Source organism: Zestomonas ipomoeae (assembly GCF_057128665.1).
The window spans coordinates 38,863-57,240 of sequence record NZ_JBSKHQ010000028.1 but is presented as its reverse complement, the minus strand read 5'-3'; the positions used below and the strand labels follow the sequence as shown (position 1 = coordinate 57,240).

Below are 18,378 nucleotides of genomic sequence, written 5' to 3'. Positions count from 1 at the left end.
AATGCAACCGCGCTGACGACAGGATCGAAAAAAGCTGTCCTCACTGCTTGTGGGGAGAGTCCATATACCAATTGTTAGAGCGCTACGTATCAATTGGTATTTCAGTCCACGCTGCATCATTCAAGATTCGGGAAGCCTTTTCAGACCATCCTTAGATCTTTTAAGATGATTTTCTTGCGTTTTTATTAAGTAGTTGTTGATATTGCTAACTTTGCTGAATATCGTTTTGCGGTATTTTTTTTGATCTTTGGTTAAAGGGCTAGTATCTGGCTGTAAGGTGTTTAGGTAATTTTGCCACTTTAAAACATTAATTGCCGATTTGAAGAAAATAATCTCATCTCTGTAGGTATGTAATGGGGATAATTTTATTTCCTCATTATGTAAGTGCCTTGTAAAAACTCCGTCCTCAACTTTAAATATTGCTCCTGCGCCGGTTTCGAAATCTAGGCTGTTGGATCGAACATAATCACAATTATAGTCCTCAATCTGACCTTCAATAAGGCCGCCTTTAAACATAGGCTGATATATTTCTATGCACCTAAGCCCAGTCGGGAATCGAATTAATGGGTGCATTATTCTCTCTTGGCCTTTAGATATGTCAGCCTCAACTCGACTATCCGACTCTTCCTCAGGGATGGCCTTAATAGTTTTGGGGTATGGGAATCCAATGCGTCTAGAGAAAAGAAAATGAAAAGAAACATTAGTAAAATAGTAGTTATTTATAATTAGAGTGAAAGCGCTTGGGGTAAAGGCGAAAGATAAAGTGTCCGATCCGCCAAAGTTAAGTTTTGGAGTGGAAGAGTCTGACTTTGCAACAAAAAGCGCCCTATCATACTGGCCGATTCGTGTGGAAATATGGAATGTCGGGCTAATGTTGGCGATATTTTTATCTAGCTGATGGTAACCCAACCATAGGCCAACCCTGACTTTGTCAAACCAATCAAGAAGAATGCTAACTTCGCTAGCTGTTAAATTGTCATCGCTAAGAATTTTCTCAACTATATTTTTGGTCTTCCCCTCCAGCTCTGAATATGTTTGATTACACTTGTCACAAGCTGGAAACGTGAAGGCGTCAAATGAATATTGTCTTTGGGTGAAGGCTTTTTCATCCGCAGTTTTAATCATTCCAAGATTGACTTTTCTTTGCGGCTTTCCTGTTAAGGAAATAAGCCAGTGCGGTATTACATGTTCTTTTGTTTTGCTATTAGGCTTTTGCCCGCAAAACACACAATATTTAGATGGCTTCACGATTCTCTTTGAGCTCTAACAAGAATTAGGCCCCCTAAATGGGGCGTTGAATTACACCATAAGTGGCGCCTAATACTTTCCGTGGTTGGCTAACCCCTTGAAAAGTATCACGGTTTTCTGTGTTAGGGGACTTGATCAAGGATGAATTAGACACCTCGAAAACAAGGTCCAAACTAGCCGCCCCGCTGCGTTTTGTCAGGTAAATGCTGGCGATTTGCCGCTGAACGGTCCATTGGCACTCTAGGGTGTGGCATTTCGCTCGCACCCTTCCCGCCACCTAGGCGGCCTATAGCTTTCCCCTCTCCACTAGGCGTGCCCCCCGGCCCCTCTCCCGCGAGGGGAGGAGGGGGGCGAACTACCGGGCTATGCGCGTGGGGGATTCACCCCCGCATATGCTCCAGCGCCCATACCGCCGCTTCCACCCGCGAGCGCAGGCCGAGTTTGTGTAGCAGGTTCTTTACGTGGACTTTCACGGTGCCTTCGGTGATGCCGAGTTTGTGGCCGATCATTTTGTTGCTGTTGCCGCCGGCGACCATCTTCAAAACCTGGCGTTCGCGCTCGGTGAGTTCCACCTGGGGGGCGGCCTGGGGCGTGCGCAGGGCCTGGGCGAGGACGCGGGTGAGGGTGGGGCTGACGGCCAGTTCGCCGTCGAGCACGTCGCGGATCTGTTGGATCAGTTTTTCCGGCTCCATGTCCTTGAGCAGGTAGCCGTCGGCGCCCTGGCGCAGGGCGTCGCGCACGTCTTCTTCGGCGTCGGAGACGGTGAACAGCAGGACCTTGCCGACATAGCCGGCCTGGCGCAGGCGCTTGAGGGTTTCGATGCCGTTGAGCTTAGGCATGTTGTTGTCCAGCAGTACCAGCTCCGGTTGCAGTTGCGGTACCCGCTCCAGGGCCTGTTCGCCGTCGCTGGCCTCGCCGACGATGCTGAAGTCGTCTTCCAGCTCCAGCAGTTGGCGCATGCCGCGGCGCATCATCGGGTGATCGTCGACCAGCAGGATGCTGTGACGGTGGGCGGTGTTCATGCGACGGTTCTCTCTTGGTGATGGCCGAGGAAGTGCGGCCGGAACAGCAGGTGCACGCGGGTGCCGCGGGGTTCGCGGTGGCCGAGGTCGAGCTGGCCGCCGAGGCTGCGGGCGCGCTCCTGCATGATGTTGAGGCCGTGGTGCTGGCGCTGGTCGAAGTCGGCGGTCAGGCCGATGCCGTCGTCGTCGATGCTCAGTTCGACCTCTTCGCCGGATTGGCGCAGGTGCACCCAGACGCGTTCGGCCTCGGCGTGCCGCGCGCAGTTGGAGAGCGCCTCGCGGACGATCTGCAGCAGGTGGATCTGTTCGTTGGCGGTGAGGTTGAACGCCAGTGGTTCGACTTCCAGCAGCACGGGAAACTGGCCGCGCTCGGCGAATTCGCGGGTGGTGTCGTCCAGCGCCTGGTCCAGGCCGCCGTCCTGGATCTGCAGGCGGAAAGTGGTGAGCAGTTCGCGCAGTTGGCGGTAGGCGTTGTTGAGGCCGTCGCGCAGTTCGTTGCTGACCGCTTCCAGCTGTTCATGGCTTTCGCCGCGGCGCATCAGGGTTTGCAGGCGGCTGACCTGCAGCTTCATGTAGGACAGCGCCTGGGCCAGGGAGTCGTGCAGTTCACGGGCGATGATCGCGCGCTCTTCGAAGAGCAGCAGGCGGTGTTCCTGTTCGCGGGTGCGCTCCAGCGACAGGGCGGTGCCGATCAGGTCGGCCAGCGCCTGGATCAGCTCGCTTTCCCAGGATTGCGGCGCGCGTCCGTCGCGGAAGTTGGCGCGCAGCTCGCCGAGGTGATGGCCCTGGCTGTGTACCCGGCAGGTGAGCAGGTTGACGCGCTGCTGGCGTTCGCAGGTGGCGCAGTCGTTACTGGCGCAGATTTCGCGGGTTTCGTTGCCGTGCAGGGCGATCAGTTGTTCGGCGTGGTTCTCGCCGCCGCTGTGCAGGCACAGCGACAGGCGCAGCCCCGGAAGGCGGCTCTGAAAGCTTTGCAGCAGTTCGTCCAGGCGCTCGGCGTCGGCCTGCCCGGAGGCGATGCTGCGGCTGCTGTGGTAGAGCAGTTCCAGCGCGGCGTTGGCCTGGCCGAGGGATTGGGTTTTCTGCGCGACGCGGCTTTCCAGGGTGCGGTGGGATTCTTCGATGGCGTCGGCCATGGCGTTGAAGCTGAGGGCCATCTGGCCCAGTTCGTCCTCGGAGCGGTAGTCGACCCGCGCGCCGAGGTCGCCGGCGCGAAAGCGCTCGGTGGCGCCGACCAGTTCCTGCAGCGGGCTGATCACGCTGCCCTGTAGCTCGTACATGCCCACCAGCAGCACGATGACGGTGATGAACAGCGCCATGCCCTGGATGCCTTGCTGCCAGCCCTGCTTGCTTTCGCTCTGCTGTTGCAGCAACAGCACGAAATGGTCGAGCTGTTCGACGAAGTCATCGGCGTTGGCCTGGAACGAGCGCTCGTCGCCCCTCTCCAGAGCCGGGCGCAGCTCCTCGCTCCAGCGTCGCTGCAGGTCGGCATAGGCCAGGTGCAGGGGCGAGCTGCCGGTGCCGCGCAGCACCTGCTTGAGGGCCTGGCTGTGCAGGCGGTTCTGGATGTCCTCGCTTAGTGTCCGCACCTGCCGGGCGTCGGCACCGGCCTCGAGCTTCCAGCACAGGCGGTAGGTGGCCATGCGCAGGGAGCCGGCGGTGTTGATGGCGGCGGCGTCATCTTCGCTGAGCCAGGCGATAACGCCGGCGCTCAGCGCGCTGCCCAGCGCGAGGATGGCGATCAGCATCACCGCCAGGCCGGCGCGAACCGGCAGGGAACTGTGTATCCAGCGCAGCATGCCGCTACCTACCTCCAAAGAGTTCTTTCGGCCCGCGTATGGCTGGCCATCTACTACTACGAACGCTCAAGTAGCTGATTGGTAAAGGAATTTCGTTTGAAATCCGATCTACCACTTAAGGGGTAGTGGGGCACAGCATAGGCCTGGAGCGGCGTTTGGCTTCTTGATGCAGATCAAGTGAAGGGGGCAAAGGGCTACCTAGTGTGCGAGCCATGGCAAGCGAACGAGGAGTCGGCCATGGCAAGTCACAAGGTACGTCAGGGGTTGGTGTTGGGCATGAGTACCCTGGCCTTCACCGTCTGTTTCATGATCTGGATGATGTTCGCCGTGATCGGCGTGCCCATCAAAGAGCTGCTGGGACTCAACGAAACCCAATTCGGCCTGCTGGCCGCCACGCCGGTGCTGACCGGATCGCTGGTGCGCCTGCCGCTGGGCATGCTGACCGACAAGTTCGGCGGTCGCCCGGTGTTCTTCGTGCTGATGCTGGCCTGCGTGCTGCCGATCTACCTGATCGGCGAGGCCACGCAGTTCTGGCATTTCCTGGTGCTCGGCCTGTTCGTCGGTTTGACCGGGGGCTCGTTCTCGGTAGGTATCGCCTACGTCGCCAAGTGGTTCGACAAGCAGAACCAGGGCTTCGCCATGGGCATCTTCGGCGCGGGCAACGCCGGCGCCGCGCTGACCAAGTTCGTCGCCCCGGCGATCATCGCTGCCGCCAGCTGGCAGATGGTGCCGAAGGTTTACTCGGCGATCATGTTCGTCACCGCGCTGCTGTTCTGGTTCCTCACCAGCGAGCAGAAGAGCCACCGGGTGGCGAGCAGCGTGACGTTCCGCCAGCAGTTGCAGGCCCTGAAGGACCCGACCGTGTGGCGCTACTGCCAGTACTACTCGATCGTCTTCGGCGGCTACGTGGCACTGGCGCTGTGGATGACCAAGTACTACGTGCAGGAGTACAGCTTCAACCTGCAGACCGCCGCGCTGCTGGCCGCCTGCTTTTCCCTGCCGGGTGGCGTGCTGCGCGCCGTCGGCGGCTGGATGAGCGACCGCTGGGGCGCGCAGAGCGTGACCTGGTGGGTGATGTGGGTGAGCTGGATCTGCCTGTTCATCCTCTCTTACCCGCAGACCGATTTCACCATCCAGACCGTCGATGGACCGAAGTCCTTCCACATCGGCCTCAACGAATACCTGTTCACCGTGCTGATGTTTGTCATCGGCATCGCCTTCGCCTTCGGCAAGGCCTCGGTATTCAAGTACATCTCCGACGATTACCCACAGAACATGGGGGTGATCTCCGGCGTCGTCGGCCTGGCCGGCGGTCTCGGCGGCTTCGTCCTGCCGATCATGTTCGGCGCCCTGGTGGACCTCACCGGCGTGCGCTCCTCCTGTTTCATGCTGCTGTACGGCGTGGTCTGGGTCTCCCTGATCTGGATGTACTTCAGCGAAGTCCGCAAAACACCGCTGATGGGCAAGGGCGCGCAAGGCCCGATGTCCGCGGCGTCCTGATTCCCACGAGGAGAAACCACCATGACCGCCGTGAACAAAATGGCACCGCCGCCCAGCTCGGGCCCGGTGATCCACGATTGGCGCCCCGAGGACGCCGGCTTCTGGGCCAGCATCGGCAAGGCTATCGCCACCCGCAACCTGTGGATTTCGATTCCCGCGCTGCTGCTCGCCTTCTCCGTATGGATGGTCTGGAGCGCGGTGATCGTGCGCCTGAACAGCATCGGTTTCAGCTTCAGCACCGACGAGTTGTTCTGGCTGGCGGCGCTGCCGGGGCTGTCCGGCGCCACGCTGCGCATCTTCTATTCGTTCATGGTGCCGATCTTCGGCGGGCGCAAGTGGACCACCATCAGCACCGCCTCGCTGCTGATCCCGGCGCTGTGGATGGGCTTCGCCGTGCAGGACCCCGGCACGCCCTACAGCTCCTTCGTGATCATCGCGCTGCTGTGCGGTTTCGGCGGCGGCAACTTCGCCTCGTCGATGTCCAACATCAGCTTCTTCTACCCCAAGGCCCAGCAGGGCACCGCGCTAGGCCTGAACGCCGGCCTGGGTAACCTGGGCGTGTCGGTGATGCAGTTCTGCGTGCCGCTGGTGATCACCCTCGGCCTGTTCGGCGGCCTGGGCGGCGCGGCCCAGCAACTGCCGGATGGCAGCCAGCTGTGGCTGCAGAACGCCGGCTTCATCTGGGTGCCGTTCATTGCGCTGGTCACACTGGCGGCCTGGTTCGGCATGAACGACCTGACCTGCGCCAAGGCGTCCTTCGCCGACCAGGCGGTGATCTTCAAGCGCAAGCACAACTGGCTGATGTGCTGGCTGTACCTGGCCACCTTCGGCTCCTTCATCGGCTTCGCCGCCGGCTTCCCGATGCTGATCAAGACCCAGTTCCCGGCGGTGGATGCGCTCAAGTTCGCCTTCCTCGGCCCGCTGGTCGGCGCCCTGGTACGGCCGCTGGGCGGCTGGCTGGCGGATCGGCTGGGCGGCGCGCGGGTGACCTTCTGGAACTTCATCGTGATGATCGGCGCGGTGTTCGGCGTGCTGCACTTCCTGCCCGCCAGCGGTGCCGCCGGCGACTTCTACGGCTTCCTGGCGATGTTCATGCTGCTGTTCGTCACCACTGGCGTGGGCAATGGCTCCACCTTCCGCATGATCCCGGTGATCTTCCGCACCCAGCATGAGCGTGCCAGCGCCGGCAAGCCGGCCGCCACCCGCGAGCAGGCGCTGAAGAACGCCACCAAGGAGTCCGCCGCGGTGCTCGGTTTCAGCTCTGCGATCGGTGCCTTCGGTGCCTTCTTCATCCCGAAATCCTTCGGCACCTCGGTAGCCCTGACCGGCAGCCCGCACATGGCCCTGTATGTGTTCATCGGCTACTACGTGAGCTGCCTGCTGGTGACCTGGTGGTGGTATTCGCGCAAGGGCGCCGAGGCGCCCTGCTAGGCCCGGTTTTCGACCCCATTCAACGCGACACGCGCGGGGCGAAGACCCCGCGTGAGCCTGAGAGGAAAAACAACGATGAGCCATCTACTCGACCAGCTGCGCTTCTTCACCCGGAAGCAAGGCGAGTTCGCCAACGGCCACGGCGAGACCCGCAAGGAGTCCCGCGACTGGGAGAACGTCTACCGCTCGCGCTGGCAGTACGACAAGATCGTGCGCTCCACCCACGGGGTGAACTGCACCGGGTCGTGCTCCTGGAAGATCTACGTGAAGAACGGCCTGATCACCTGGGAAACCCAGCAGACCGACTACCCGCGCACCCGCAACGACCTGCCCAACCACGAGCCGCGCGGCTGCCAGCGCGGCGCCAGCTACAGCTGGTACATCTACAGCGCCAACCGCCTGAAGTATCCCAAGGTGCGCAAGCCGCTGCTCAAGCTGTGGCGCGAGGCGCGGGCCAGCAAGAGCCCGGTGGACGCCTGGGCGAGCATCGTCGAGGACCCGGCCAAGGCGCAGAGCTACAAGAGCAAGCGCGGCTTGGGCGGCTTCGTGCGTTCCAGCTGGGATGAAGTCAACGAGATCATCGCCGCCGCCAACGTCTACACCGTGAAGCAGTACGGCCCGGACCGCGTCATCGGTTTCTCGCCGATCCCGGCCATGTCCATGGTCAGCTACGCCGCCGGCAGCCGTTACCTGTCGCTGATCGGCGGCGTGTGCCTGTCCTTCTACGACTGGTACTGCGACCTGCCGCCGGCCTCGCCGATGGTCTGGGGCGAGCAGACCGACGTGCCGGAGTCGGCCGACTGGTACAACTCCAACTACATCATCGCCTGGGGTTCCAACGTCCCGCAGACCCGCACCCCGGACGCTCACTTCTTCACCGAGGTGCGCTACAAGGGCACCAAGACCGTGGCCATCACCCCGGACTACTCCGAGGTGGCCAAGCTCACCGACCTCTGGCTCAACCCGAAGCAGGGCACCGACGCGGCGCTGGCCCAGGCCTTCGCCCACGTCATCTTCAAGGAATTCCACCTCGACAAGCCGAGCGCCTACTTCACCGACTACGCCAAGCGCTACACCGACCTGCCGGTGCTGGTGCTGCTCAAGGAGAAGGATGGCGCCTACGTCGCCGATCGCTTCCTGCGTGCCTCCGATCTGGCCGACAACCTCGGCCAGGCCAACAACCCCGAGTGGAAGACCATCGCCCTCGACGGCAGCAGCGGCGAGCTGGTCTCCCCGCAGGGCTCCATCGGCTACCGTTGGGGCGAGAAGGGCAAGTGGAACATCGAGGCGAAGGAAGGCGGCGAAGGCCGCGAGGTCGACCTCAAGCTGAGCCTGATCGACGGCGGCGAAGCAGCCGAGGTGGCCTTCCCGTATTTCGGCGGGCAGACCCACGAGCACTTCACCCATGTCGAGGGCGACGCCATCCAGGCCCGCCGCGTGCCGGTGAAGAGCCTGACCCTGGCCGACGGCAGCAGCGCCAAGGTCGCCACCGTATTCGACCTGATGGCCGGCAACCTGGCCATCGACCGCGGCCTGGGCGGTGCCAACGTCGCTACCAGCTATGACGACGCCAGCGTGCCCGGCACCCCGGCCTGGCAGGAGCAGATCACCGGCGTGGCGCGCGAGAAGGCGATCCAGATCGCCCGCGAATTCGCCGACAACGCCGACAAGACCAAGGGTCGCTCCATGATCATCGTCGGCGCGGCGATGAACCACTGGTACCACATGGACATGAACTACCGCGGGCTGATCAACATGCTCATGCTCTGCGGTTGCGTCGGCCAGACCGGTGGCGGCTGGGCCCACTACGTCGGCCAAGAGAAGCTGCGCCCGCAGTGCGGCTGGCTGCCGCTGGCCTTCGGCCTGGACTGGAGCCGCCCGCCACGGCAGATGAACGGCACCAGCTTCTTCTACAACCACAGCTCGCAGTGGCGCCACGAGAAGATGAGCATCCACGAAGTGCTCTCGCCGCTGGCCGACAAGTCGCAGTTCCCCGAGCACATGCTCGACTACAACATCCGCGCCGAGCGCGCCGGCTGGCTGCCGAGCGCGCCGCAGCTGAACCGCAACCCGCTGCAGATCTGCCGCGACGCCAAGGCTGCCGGCCTGTCGCCGGTGGACTACGTGACTAAGTCGCTGAAGGACGGCTCGCTGCGCTTCTCCTGCGAGCAGCCGGACAACCCGGTCAACTTCCCGCGCAACCTGTTCGTCTGGCGCTCCAACCTGCTCGGCTCGTCGGGTAAAGGTCACGAGTACATGCTCAAGTACCTGCTCGGCACCAAGAACGGCGTGATGAACGAAGACCTCGGCAAGCGCGGTGGCGTGAAGCCCAGCGAGGCCGAGTGGGTGGACGAGGGTGCCATCGGCAAGCTCGATCTGGTCACCACCCTCGACTTCCGCATGTCCTCCACCTGCGTGTACTCCGACATCGTCCTGCCGACCGCCACCTGGTACGAGAAGGACGACATGAACACCTCGGACATGCACCCCTTCATCCACCCGCTGTCGGCCGCCATCGACCCGGCCTGGGAGTCGCGGTCCGACTGGGAGATCTACAAGGGCATCGCCAAGAAGTTCTCCGAGATGGCCGAGGGGCAGCTGGGCGTCGAGCAGGACCTGGTCACCGTGCCGCTGATGCACGACAGCCACGGCGAACTGGCCCAGCCGTTCGGCGGCACCGACTGGAAAACCGCCGGGGTCGACCCGCAGCCGGGCAAGAACTGCCCGAACATGGCGGTGGTCGAGCGCGACTATCCGAACACCTACAAGAAGTTCACCTCCCTCGGCCCGCTGCTGGACAAGCTCGGCAACGGCGGCAAGGGCATCAGCTGGAACACCGAGCATGAAGTGGCGTTCCTCGGTGAGCTGAACCACAAGGTCCGCGAGCAGGGCGTCAGTCAGGGCCGTCCGCAGATCGAGTCGGCCATCGACGCCGCCGAGGTCATCCTGTCCCTGGCGCCGGAAACCAACGGCCACGTGGCGGTCAAGGCCTGGGCCGCGCTGTCGGAATTCACCGGTCGCGACCACACCCACCTGGCGCTGCCGAAGCAGCACGAGGCGATCCGCTTCCGCGACATCCAGGCGCAGCCGCGCAAGATCATCTCCAGCCCGACCTGGTCCGGTCTGGAAGACGAACACGTCAGCTACAACGCCGGCTACACCAATGTGCACGAGCTGATCCCGTGGCGCACCATCACCGGCCGCCAGCAGTTCTATCAGGACCACCCGTGGATGCAGGCCTTCGGCGAGCAGCTGCAAAGCTACCGTCCGCCGATCAACACCCGCACCATCGACTACGTGAAGGGCAAGAAGCCCAATGGCAACACCGAGATCGTGCTGAACTGGATCACCCCGCACCAGAAGTGGGGCATCCACAGCACCTACACCGACAACCTGCTGATGCTCACCCTGAGCCGCGGCGGCCCGATCATCTGGCTCTCGGAGATCGACGCCAAGTCGGCCGGCATCGTCGATAACGACTGGGTCGAGGTGTTCAACGCCAACGGCGCCATCGCCTGCCGCGCGGTGGTCAGCCAGCGGGTCAAGGAAGGCATGGTGATGATGTACCACGCCCAGGAACGCATCGTGAACGTGCCCGGCGCGGAGACCACCAAGACCCGCGGCGGCCACCACAACTCGGTGACCCGCGTGGTGCTCAAGCCCACCCACATGATCGGCGGCTACGCCCAGCAAGCCTACGGCTTCAACTACTACGGCACGGTCGGTTGCAACCGCGACGAGTTCGTCGTGGTGCGCAAGATGGCCAAGGTAGACTGGCTCGACGGGCCGGACGGCGAAGCGCTGCCCCAACCCCTGCCGCAGGACCTTTGAGGAGTACCGACCATGAAGATTCGTTCACAAGTGGGCATGGTCCTGAACCTGGACAAATGCATCGGTTGCCACACCTGCTCGGTGACCTGCAAGAACGTCTGGACCAGCCGCGAAGGCATGGAATACGCCTGGTTCAACAACGTCGAAACCAAACCCGGTATCGGCTACCCGAAGGAATGGGAAAACCAGGAGAAGTGGAAGGGCGGCTGGGTGCGCAACGCCGACGGCTCGATCAACCCGCGCATCGGCGGCAAGTTCCGCGTGCTGGCGAACATCTTCGCCAACCCGGACCTGCCGAGCATCGACGACTACTACGAGCCGTTCGACTTCGACTACCAGCACCTGCACACCGCGCCGCTCGCCGACCACCAGCCGGTGGCCCGGCCGCGCTCGCTGATCTCCGGCAAGCGCATGGAGAAGATCGAGTGGGGCCCGAACTGGGAGGAAATCCTCGGTACCGAATTCGCCAAGCGGCGCAAGGACAAGAACTTCGACAAGATCCAGGCGGACATCTACGGCGAGTACGAAAACACCTTCATGATGTACCTGCCGCGCCTGTGCGAGCACTGCCTCAACCCGGCGTGCGCGGCCTCCTGCCCGAGCGGCGCGATCTACAAGCGCGAAGAGGACGGCATCGTCCTGATCGACCAGGAGAAGTGCCGAGGCTGGCGCATGTGCATCAGCGGCTGCCCGTACAAGAAGATCTACTTCAACTGGAAGAGCGGCAAATCCGAGAAGTGCATCTTCTGCTACCCGCGCATCGAAGCCGGCATGCCCACCGTCTGCTCGGAAACCTGCGTCGGCCGCATCCGCTACCTCGGCGTGCTGCTGTACGACGCCGACCGCATCGCCGAAGTGGCGAGCACCGCCAGCGAACAGGACCTATACCAGAAGCAGCTGGAAATCTTCCTCGACCCGCACGACCCGAAGGTCATCGCCCAGGCGCTGAAGGACGGCGTGCCGCAGTCGGTGATCGACGCCGCGCAGAAATCCCCGGTGTACAAGCTGGCGGTGGACTGGCAGCTGGCCCTGCCGCTGCACCCGGAATACCGCACGCTGCCGATGGTCTGGTACGTGCCGCCGCTGTCGCCGATCCAGAACGCCGCGCAAGCCGGCACCGTCGGCATGAACGGGGTGATCCCGGATGTGGACAGCCTGCGTATCCCGCTGCGCTACCTGGCCAACCTGCTCACCGCCGGCGACGAGAAGCCGGTCAAGCTGGCCTTGAAGCGCCTGCTGGCGATGCGCGCCTACAAGCGCGCCGAGCAAGTCGAAGGGGTGCAGGACCTCAAGGTGCTGGAAGACGTCGGCCTGTCCGTGGACCAGGTCGAGGACATGTACCGCTACCTGGCCATCGCCAACTACGAGGATCGCTTCGTGATCCCGTCGGCGCACCGCGAAGACGCCGCCAGCGACGCCTTCGCCGAGCGCTCCGGCTGTGGCTTCAGCTTCGGCAGCGGTTGCAGCGGCAGCTCCGACACCAACATGTTCGGCGCGAAGAAGGCCAACAAGCGCGACGTGCTGAAAACCGTGCAGTTGTGGGAGGAATGAGCATGCAAATCCTCAAGGTGATTTCGCTGCTGCTCGACTATCCCACCGAGCCGTTGCTCGGTGCCGCCGACGAGCTGGAGGAGGCCATCGCCAAGGCCCGCGAGATCAGCCCGGCCCAGCGCAGTGCGCTGATCGAGCTGCTGCAGCGGCTGTGCGACAGCGACCTGATGGACGCCCAGGAAGGCTACTGCGAGCTGTTCGACCGCGGCCGGGCCTTGTCGCTGCTGCTGTTCGAGCACGTGCACGGCGAGTCCCGCGACCGCGGCCAGGCGATGGTCGACCTGATGGCGCAGTACGAAGAGGCCGGTTTCGCCATCGGCCTCAAGGAACTGCCGGATTACATCCCGCTGTACCTGGAGTACCTCGCCAGCCGCGACGACCTGGAGGCCCGCGAGGGCCTGGCGGATGTAGCGCACCTGCTCGGCCTGCTCGCCGCGCGGCTGGAGGAGCGCGACAGCGACTACGCCGCCTGCTTCCGCGCGCTGCTGCAGATCGCCGGCGAGGAGCCCCAGGCGCTGCTCGCCGAGGTGCGTCAGCAGGTGGCCAAGGAAGAGCGCGACGACTCCCTGGAAGCGCTCGACCGCATCTGGGAGGAGGAGCAGGTGAACTTCCTCCAGGCCGAACAGCAGGACCGCTGCAGCGCGCTGCCGAGCGGGCCGGGCAAGGCTCGGGAAGAGAATCCGGTGCCGCTGCACTGGGTGGATTTCAAGCAAGAAGGGGCCGGCGCCGTGCCGGTCCGGGAGGTGCGCAATGTCTAGTTCCAACCTGCTGCTGTTCGGGGTCTACCCGTATGTTGCCCTGGCCATCTGCGTGATCGGCAGCTGGGCTCGCTTCGACCTGTCCCAGTACAGCTGGAAGGCCGGCTCCAGCCAGATCTTCAACAGGACGGCGGCCGAGCAGCGCTACATGCGCATCGCCAGCAACCTGTTCCACGTCGGCGTGCTGTTTATCCTCGCCGGCCACTTCGTCGGCCTGCTGACGCCGCAGGCGGTCTACCACTCGGTGATCAGCACCGCCAACAAGCAACTGCTGGCGATGATCTCCGGCGGCTTCTTCGGCGTGCTCTGCCTGATCGGCCTGCTGATGCTGCTCAAGCGCCGCCTCGGCGACCCGCGCGTGCGCGCCAGCTCCAGCACCTCGGACATCCTGATCCTGGTCGTGCTGCTGGTGCAGTTGGTGCTTGGCCTGCTGACCATCATTGCTTCCACCGGCCATCTCGACGGCTCGGTGATGGTGATGCTGGGCAACTGGGCGCAGAGCATCGTCACCTTGCAACCGGTCCAGGCCGCCGCCGCCATCGCGCCGGTAAGCCTGATCTACAAGCTGCACGTGTTTCTCGGCCTGACCCTGTTCGTGCTGTTCCCCTTCACCCGCCTGGTGCACATCGTCAGCGCCCCGGTGTGGTACCTGGGCCGGCGCTACCAGATCGTGCGGCAGAAGGGCTGAGCCGTACCCGGATGAACACCGCTGTTGGGCTTCGCAAGCTCAACCCAACCTACGGACGCGATATGTAGGTTGGGTTGAGGGACGCTCTACCCCGAAGCCCAACGGACGAGGACCGGACGAGCACACGGGCCATGCCCGCGAAACGAGGCCCGGACACCAGCGGGGCCGAGACTCCGCAATGTTGGGTTACGCGGCGCTCGGACGACTGAGTTGCCGGCGGGAGCGGGGCATTGCGCCGCTAACCCAACCTACGGACTGACAACCCCCTCTCCCCCTCGCGGGAGGTGACTGCAGGGATGCAGGGGATAGGGCGAGGCGGGATGCAAAACCCCGAGGAATGGGGCTCGCCAGACGGGGAGGGGAGCGCTCCCCTGTAGGGGCGAATTCATTCGCCTGAGAACGCCCAGGCAAAGGAATCCTTCCCTGCCGGGCACGTACCAACCCCCTCTCCCCTCACGGGAGACGACTGCAGGGATGCAGGAGGTAGGGCGACGCAGGATGCCAAAGCCGAGGGCCGGGGAGAGGGGACCAAGCCCCACCCCGAACCAACGAGGAAAACCGACATGGCATGCGGATGTGGTGGTGGAAACGGTGAAGGCGGCTGCGGCGGCCAGCAACCGGTCATTGATACGAACCCGGCGGTGCACGAGATCGTGCCCGAGCCGATCCCGACGGCGGACGAACCCGAAGCCGAAGAAGACGAGTCAGCCCCCGAGCTGATCGCCACCAGCGCCCAGGAATGGCCGCGGGTGAAGGTCAACGGCGTAGCCATCGCCCCCGAGGCGATCGCCCTGGAGCTGCAGTACCACCCGGCGGATAGCCGCAACGAGGCGGTCTACCTGGCCACCCAGGCGCTGGTGATTCGCGAGCTGCTGCAACAACGCATCCACGCCCTCGGCCTGCGGGTGCGCCCGCAAGCCGGAGAAAGCGAGGAAGAGGCGGCCACCCGCGCGCTGATCGAGCAGGAAGTGCAACTACCGAAGGCCGACGACGACGCCTGCCGGCAGTACTACGCCGGCAACCAGTCGCGCTTTTACAGCGCGCCGCTGCTCGCCGCGCGGCACATCCTGCTGGCCTGTCCGGGCGACGACGAAGTGGCCCGCAGTGAGACCCGCGAGCGGGCACAGGCATTGCTTGCCGAACTGCAAGCCGACGGTGGCCGCTTCGCCGAACTGGCCATTGCCCATTCCGCCTGCCCATCGAAGCAGCAGGGTGGTGCTCTGGGCCAACTGAGCAAGGGCCAGACCGTGCCGGAGTTCGAGCGGCAGTTGTTCCGCCTGGCCGAAGGGCTGGCCCCGCAGCCGCTGGAAACCCGCTACGGCTTCCACATCGTCTGGATCGACCAGCGCATCGACGGGCGGCAATTGCCCTACGAGGCGGTGGCCGAGAAGATCCGTGACGAGCTGAACCAGCGGGTCTGGCAGGTCGGCGTAGCGCAATACCTGAAGAGCCTGGTAGGCGCAGCCGATATCCAGGGTATACAGCTCGAAGGCGCGGATTCGCCCTTGATGCAATGAGCCAGGATGTAGGGTGGATGACGCTTCACCCATCCACCACAACGGTGCAGCGGTGGACGATTTCGGAGCAATGATGGCGACGCATTTACAAGACGGCTTCGGCCGGCAGATCGACTACCTGCGCCTGTCGGTGACCGACCGCTGCGACTTCCGCTGTGTGTACTGCATGGCCGAGGACATGACCTTCCTGCCGCGCCAGCAGGTGCTCGGCCTGGAGGAACTGTACCGGGTCGCCGCGATCTTCGTCGGCCAGGGCGTGAAGAAGATCCGCCTCACCGGCGGCGAGCCGCTGGTGCGCAAGGGCATCGTCGGCCTCTGCGAGAAGATCGCCGCCTTGCCCGGCCTGCGCGAACTGGTCATGACCACCAACGGCTCGCAGCTCGGCAAGCTGGCCCGGCCGCTCGCCGAGGCCGGGGTCAAGCGCCTCAACATCAGCCTGGACAGCCTCGATCCGGCGCGCTTTCGCGCCATCACCCGCACCGGCGAGCTGCAGCAGGTGATCGACGGTATCGACGCCGCCCGCGCCGCCGGCTTCGCCCGCATCAAGCTCAACTGCGTGGTGATGAAAGGCCGCAACGCCGACGAGGTCGCCGACCTGGTGGACTTCGCCATCGCCCGTCAGCTGGACATCAGCTTCATCGAGGAAATGCCGCTGGGCGTGGTCGGCCGCGACCGCGGCGAGAGTTTCTGCTCCAGCGACGAGGTGCGCGCACTGATCGCCGAACGCCACGCCCTGCTGGATTCCGCCGAGCAGAGCGGCGGCCCGGCGCGCTACGTGCGGCTGCTGGAGCACCCGGATACGCGCATCGGCTTCATCTCGCCGCACTCGCACAACTTCTGCGCCACCTGCAACCGCCTGCGCGTCACCGTGGAAGGCCGCCTGCTGCTGTGCCTCGGCCACGAAAACGCCATCGACCTGCGTGGCCTGCTGCGCCGCCACCCCACCAGCGATGCGCCGGTGCTCGACGCGATCCAGGCGGCCCTCATGCGCAAACCGCTGCGCCACGAATTCTCAACCTCCGGTGAGGTGCAGGTGCTGCGCTTCATGAACGCCAGCGGCGGCTGACCCCTCACCGCCATCTCCCATTGGCCTGATCGTTCGGGCCATTAGCCACTCGCTGCCATCGGTCACGCTGGCGGTGCGTGGCTTTTTTTTGTGCGGCCGATCTCCCTTCGAACGCACCGCCCGCTATGTCCGCTGCGGCGCCTATACACTGCGCGTCCGTGTCCAGAGGGGCGCGGATGGGTTCAATGCCTGCACAGGATAGGGATGATCATGAGAATGGGCCGAAGGATTGTGCTGCTGGCGTTGCTCGCGTCAGCCTTGAGCGGGTGTGTCGACCCGCGTATCAGAGCCCTCGATAAATACATGCGGTTCGTCCCGGTGATCCTGCTGCTGGAGGATGGACGCCTCTACTCCGGAAATGCCGTGGACTACCTGCGCGGCGAAGGCATTACCGAAGTATCCATTTCAGTGGCGGGCTTCGGTGAAGGTGCCTGCAGAGCCCGGGATTTCCATTACCTGAGTCAGACCCGCGCCGCTATGCAGTTGCAGTGCACCGATGAGACCGATGCGCTGGTCGAGTTGGATCTGCAGAACATCCATCGCGGTATCGCCCGCGGCCAGTACCTCCGGGGCGGTCAGCCTGCCGGCCAGTTCACCCTGACCCTGGGCATGAAGCCGAGCGAGGCCAGTGCCTACCTGCCCATACCGCCAGGGAAGCGCCTGGCCCGGACCGAGGACGGCTTGCGCCTGCTGCCGCAGTAGCGCCTGGCTGGACGACTGTAAAAAGGACTTTGCTCATGTTGCGTTTGTTGCCCCTGTTGCTGTGCCTGCTGGCGACCCTTTCCGGTTGCATGACCTATTCTTCCCAACGCGGCCCAGAGCCCGCGCAGTGGCCGCCAGCCGCCGCTTCGCAGCCGCCCTTGCGCGCCCAGGTGAGTTTCGACGACCAGCACTACGTCAATGGCAGCCATACCGTGTCGGGCGGCTTCTACGACCCCTCGCATGTGCGTACCTTCAAGCGCGAACTGCTTGCCAGCGGGCGCTTTCGCCAGGTGACCGAGCGGGACATTCCCGCCGATGTGCACCTGGACATGCTGCTGGTGAACTACGAGAGCGGCAGCGAGGCGGCGGCCATGCTCACCGGCGCCAGCTTTTTCCTGCTGCCCAGCGTTCATCGGCGGCAGATCGTCATGCGTACCGTGGTGCGCGACGCCGAAGGCCGCGAACTGGGCCAGATCGAAAAAAGCGAAACCCTGACCACCTGGCTGCATCTGGTCTTCATCGTCACGGCACCGTTCAACGCCAGCCTAGACCAGGTGGTCGCGCGCCTGACCCGCAGCACCCTGGATGAAGCGATCCAGCGGCAACTGCTCTGATCCGACCGCCAGGTCGGTTGCGAACCGCTAGACACGGAGCCTCGCGATGAAAAAACTGCTGATCCTGGCCGTGCTGGCATTCTGTGCGGCGTGCGACAGGCACCATGGCAAGCCGGTGGCCACCCTGGCCTATGTTGAGATCGCCCGGCAACCGGGGGCGGGACTCTACGACCTGCATTTCAGTTCCGACCTGGACCTGCCGAACATCTTCAGCGCCGACGAGAGCCCGATTGGCGGAAAGTTGCGTTGTGCACTGGGCGAAGACGACGAGGATCTTTCCATCGATCACGTGTTGCGACTGTCTGCCCGCGGCCACGTGGAGGCGGATACGCCCGCCCGCGTGGCTGGTCGCTATCGGTTCGTTGCCTCGCTGCTGTTTAGCGAAACGCTGGACGGGGACAGGTCCCATCGTGACCTGGACGCTGCCGAACTGGATGCGCTGCTGTCGCGGCGGCAGGAGATTCCCTGCAAGTACATAGCGACCGCGTTCGGCTACAAGCCCTACTACTCCGGAACGCTGAGGGTTCCGACCCGCGCTCTGCTGCGCCAGGGTGATTGAAGGAGGAGGCAAGGCGGCTGGTCGCTCGGCGATTTACCTGCCTTCCTATGGCAAAAGGCTTACACGCCTCGGTGGCGGTTGGCTCTTTTGCC

14 protein-coding genes are annotated in these 18,378 nt (G+C 63.5%); 11 read left to right on the top strand and 3 right to left on the bottom strand.

The genetic code is table 11. From position 1 onward, the window contains the following. Nucleotides 1–120 precede the first annotated feature (120 nt). From ACWKV7_RS22380 to ACWKV7_RS22370, 3 genes are all read right to left on the bottom strand, one after another. Nucleotides 121–1,248 carry a hypothetical protein gene (locus tag ACWKV7_RS22380; protein WP_483859917.1) on the bottom strand — a complete coding sequence of 376 codons (1,128 nt, stop codon included), beginning with the start codon at nt 1,246–1,248 and terminating at the stop codon, nt 121–123. A 380-nt stretch (nt 1,249–1,628) separates the two neighbouring features. Further along, nucleotides 1,629–2,270, bottom strand: a complete 642-nt coding sequence (gene narL / locus ACWKV7_RS22375) for a two-component system response regulator NarL (RefSeq protein WP_483859916.1) — start codon at nt 2,268–2,270, stop codon at nt 1,629–1,631. After that, nucleotides 2,267–4,069: an ATP-binding protein gene (locus ACWKV7_RS22370; RefSeq protein WP_483859915.1), complete on the bottom strand. Its 1,803-nt coding sequence runs from the start codon at nt 4,067–4,069 to the stop codon at nt 2,267–2,269. The genes narL and ACWKV7_RS22370 overlap by 4 nt, the downstream gene beginning before the upstream one ends. Before the next feature lie 237 nt (nt 4,070–4,306). Between ACWKV7_RS22370 and ACWKV7_RS22365 the strand changes: the two genes are divergently transcribed. The 11 genes from ACWKV7_RS22365 (at nt 4,307) to ACWKV7_RS22315 (ending at nt 18,286) form a co-directional block, all read left to right on the top strand. Next, nucleotides 4,307–5,569, top strand: coding sequence for an MFS transporter (locus ACWKV7_RS22365; RefSeq protein WP_483859914.1), 1,263 nt, complete (start codon nt 4,307–4,309; stop codon nt 5,567–5,569). 21 nt (nt 5,570–5,590) lie between these two features. Further along, nucleotides 5,591–7,000: a NarK family nitrate/nitrite MFS transporter gene (locus ACWKV7_RS22360; RefSeq protein WP_483859913.1), complete on the top strand. Its 1,410-nt coding sequence runs from the start codon at nt 5,591–5,593 to the stop codon at nt 6,998–7,000. Between the two features lie 75 nt (nt 7,001–7,075). Next, nucleotides 7,076–10,831: a nitrate reductase subunit alpha gene (locus ACWKV7_RS22355; protein ID WP_483859912.1), complete on the top strand. Its 3,756-nt coding sequence runs from the start codon at nt 7,076–7,078 to the stop codon at nt 10,829–10,831. 12 nt (nt 10,832–10,843) lie between these two features. Further along, nucleotides 10,844–12,382, top strand: coding sequence for a nitrate reductase subunit beta (narH, locus tag ACWKV7_RS22350; RefSeq protein ID WP_483859911.1), 1,539 nt, complete (start codon nt 10,844–10,846; stop codon nt 12,380–12,382). Nucleotides 12,383–12,384: 2 nt separating this feature from the next. Next, nucleotides 12,385–13,140, top strand: coding sequence for a nitrate reductase molybdenum cofactor assembly chaperone (gene narJ / locus ACWKV7_RS22345; protein WP_483859910.1), 756 nt, complete (start codon nt 12,385–12,387; stop codon nt 13,138–13,140). Further along, the gene (narI, locus tag ACWKV7_RS22340; protein ID WP_483859909.1) at nt 13,133–13,828 is read left to right on the top strand and encodes a respiratory nitrate reductase subunit gamma; all 696 of its coding nucleotides are present in this window, start codon (nt 13,133–13,135) and stop codon (nt 13,826–13,828) included. The genes narJ and narI overlap by 8 nt, the downstream gene beginning before the upstream one ends. A 563-nt stretch (nt 13,829–14,391) precedes the next feature. Further along, a complete protein-coding gene (locus ACWKV7_RS22335; protein ID WP_483859908.1) occupies nt 14,392–15,345 on the top strand; it encodes a peptidylprolyl isomerase in 954 nt (317 codons plus the stop codon). A gap of 73 nt (nt 15,346–15,418) precedes the next feature. Further along, the gene (moaA, locus tag ACWKV7_RS22330) at nt 15,419–16,411 is read left to right on the top strand and encodes a GTP 3',8-cyclase MoaA (RefSeq protein WP_483859918.1); all 993 of its coding nucleotides are present in this window, start codon (nt 15,419–15,421) and stop codon (nt 16,409–16,411) included. A 303-nt stretch (nt 16,412–16,714) separates the two neighbouring features. Beyond that, nucleotides 16,715–17,113, top strand: coding sequence for a hypothetical protein (locus ACWKV7_RS22325; RefSeq protein WP_483859907.1), 399 nt, complete (start codon nt 16,715–16,717; stop codon nt 17,111–17,113). A gap of 35 nt (nt 17,114–17,148) precedes the next feature. Further along, nucleotides 17,149–17,727, top strand: a complete 579-nt coding sequence (locus ACWKV7_RS22320) for a hypothetical protein (protein WP_483859906.1) — start codon at nt 17,149–17,151, stop codon at nt 17,725–17,727. A 46-nt stretch (nt 17,728–17,773) separates the two neighbouring features. Continuing rightward, on the top strand, nt 17,774–18,286 hold the full coding sequence (locus ACWKV7_RS22315) for a hypothetical protein (protein ID WP_483859905.1): 513 nt from the start codon (nt 17,774–17,776) through the stop codon (nt 18,284–18,286). The last annotated feature ends 92 nt before the right edge of the window (nt 18,287–18,378 follow it).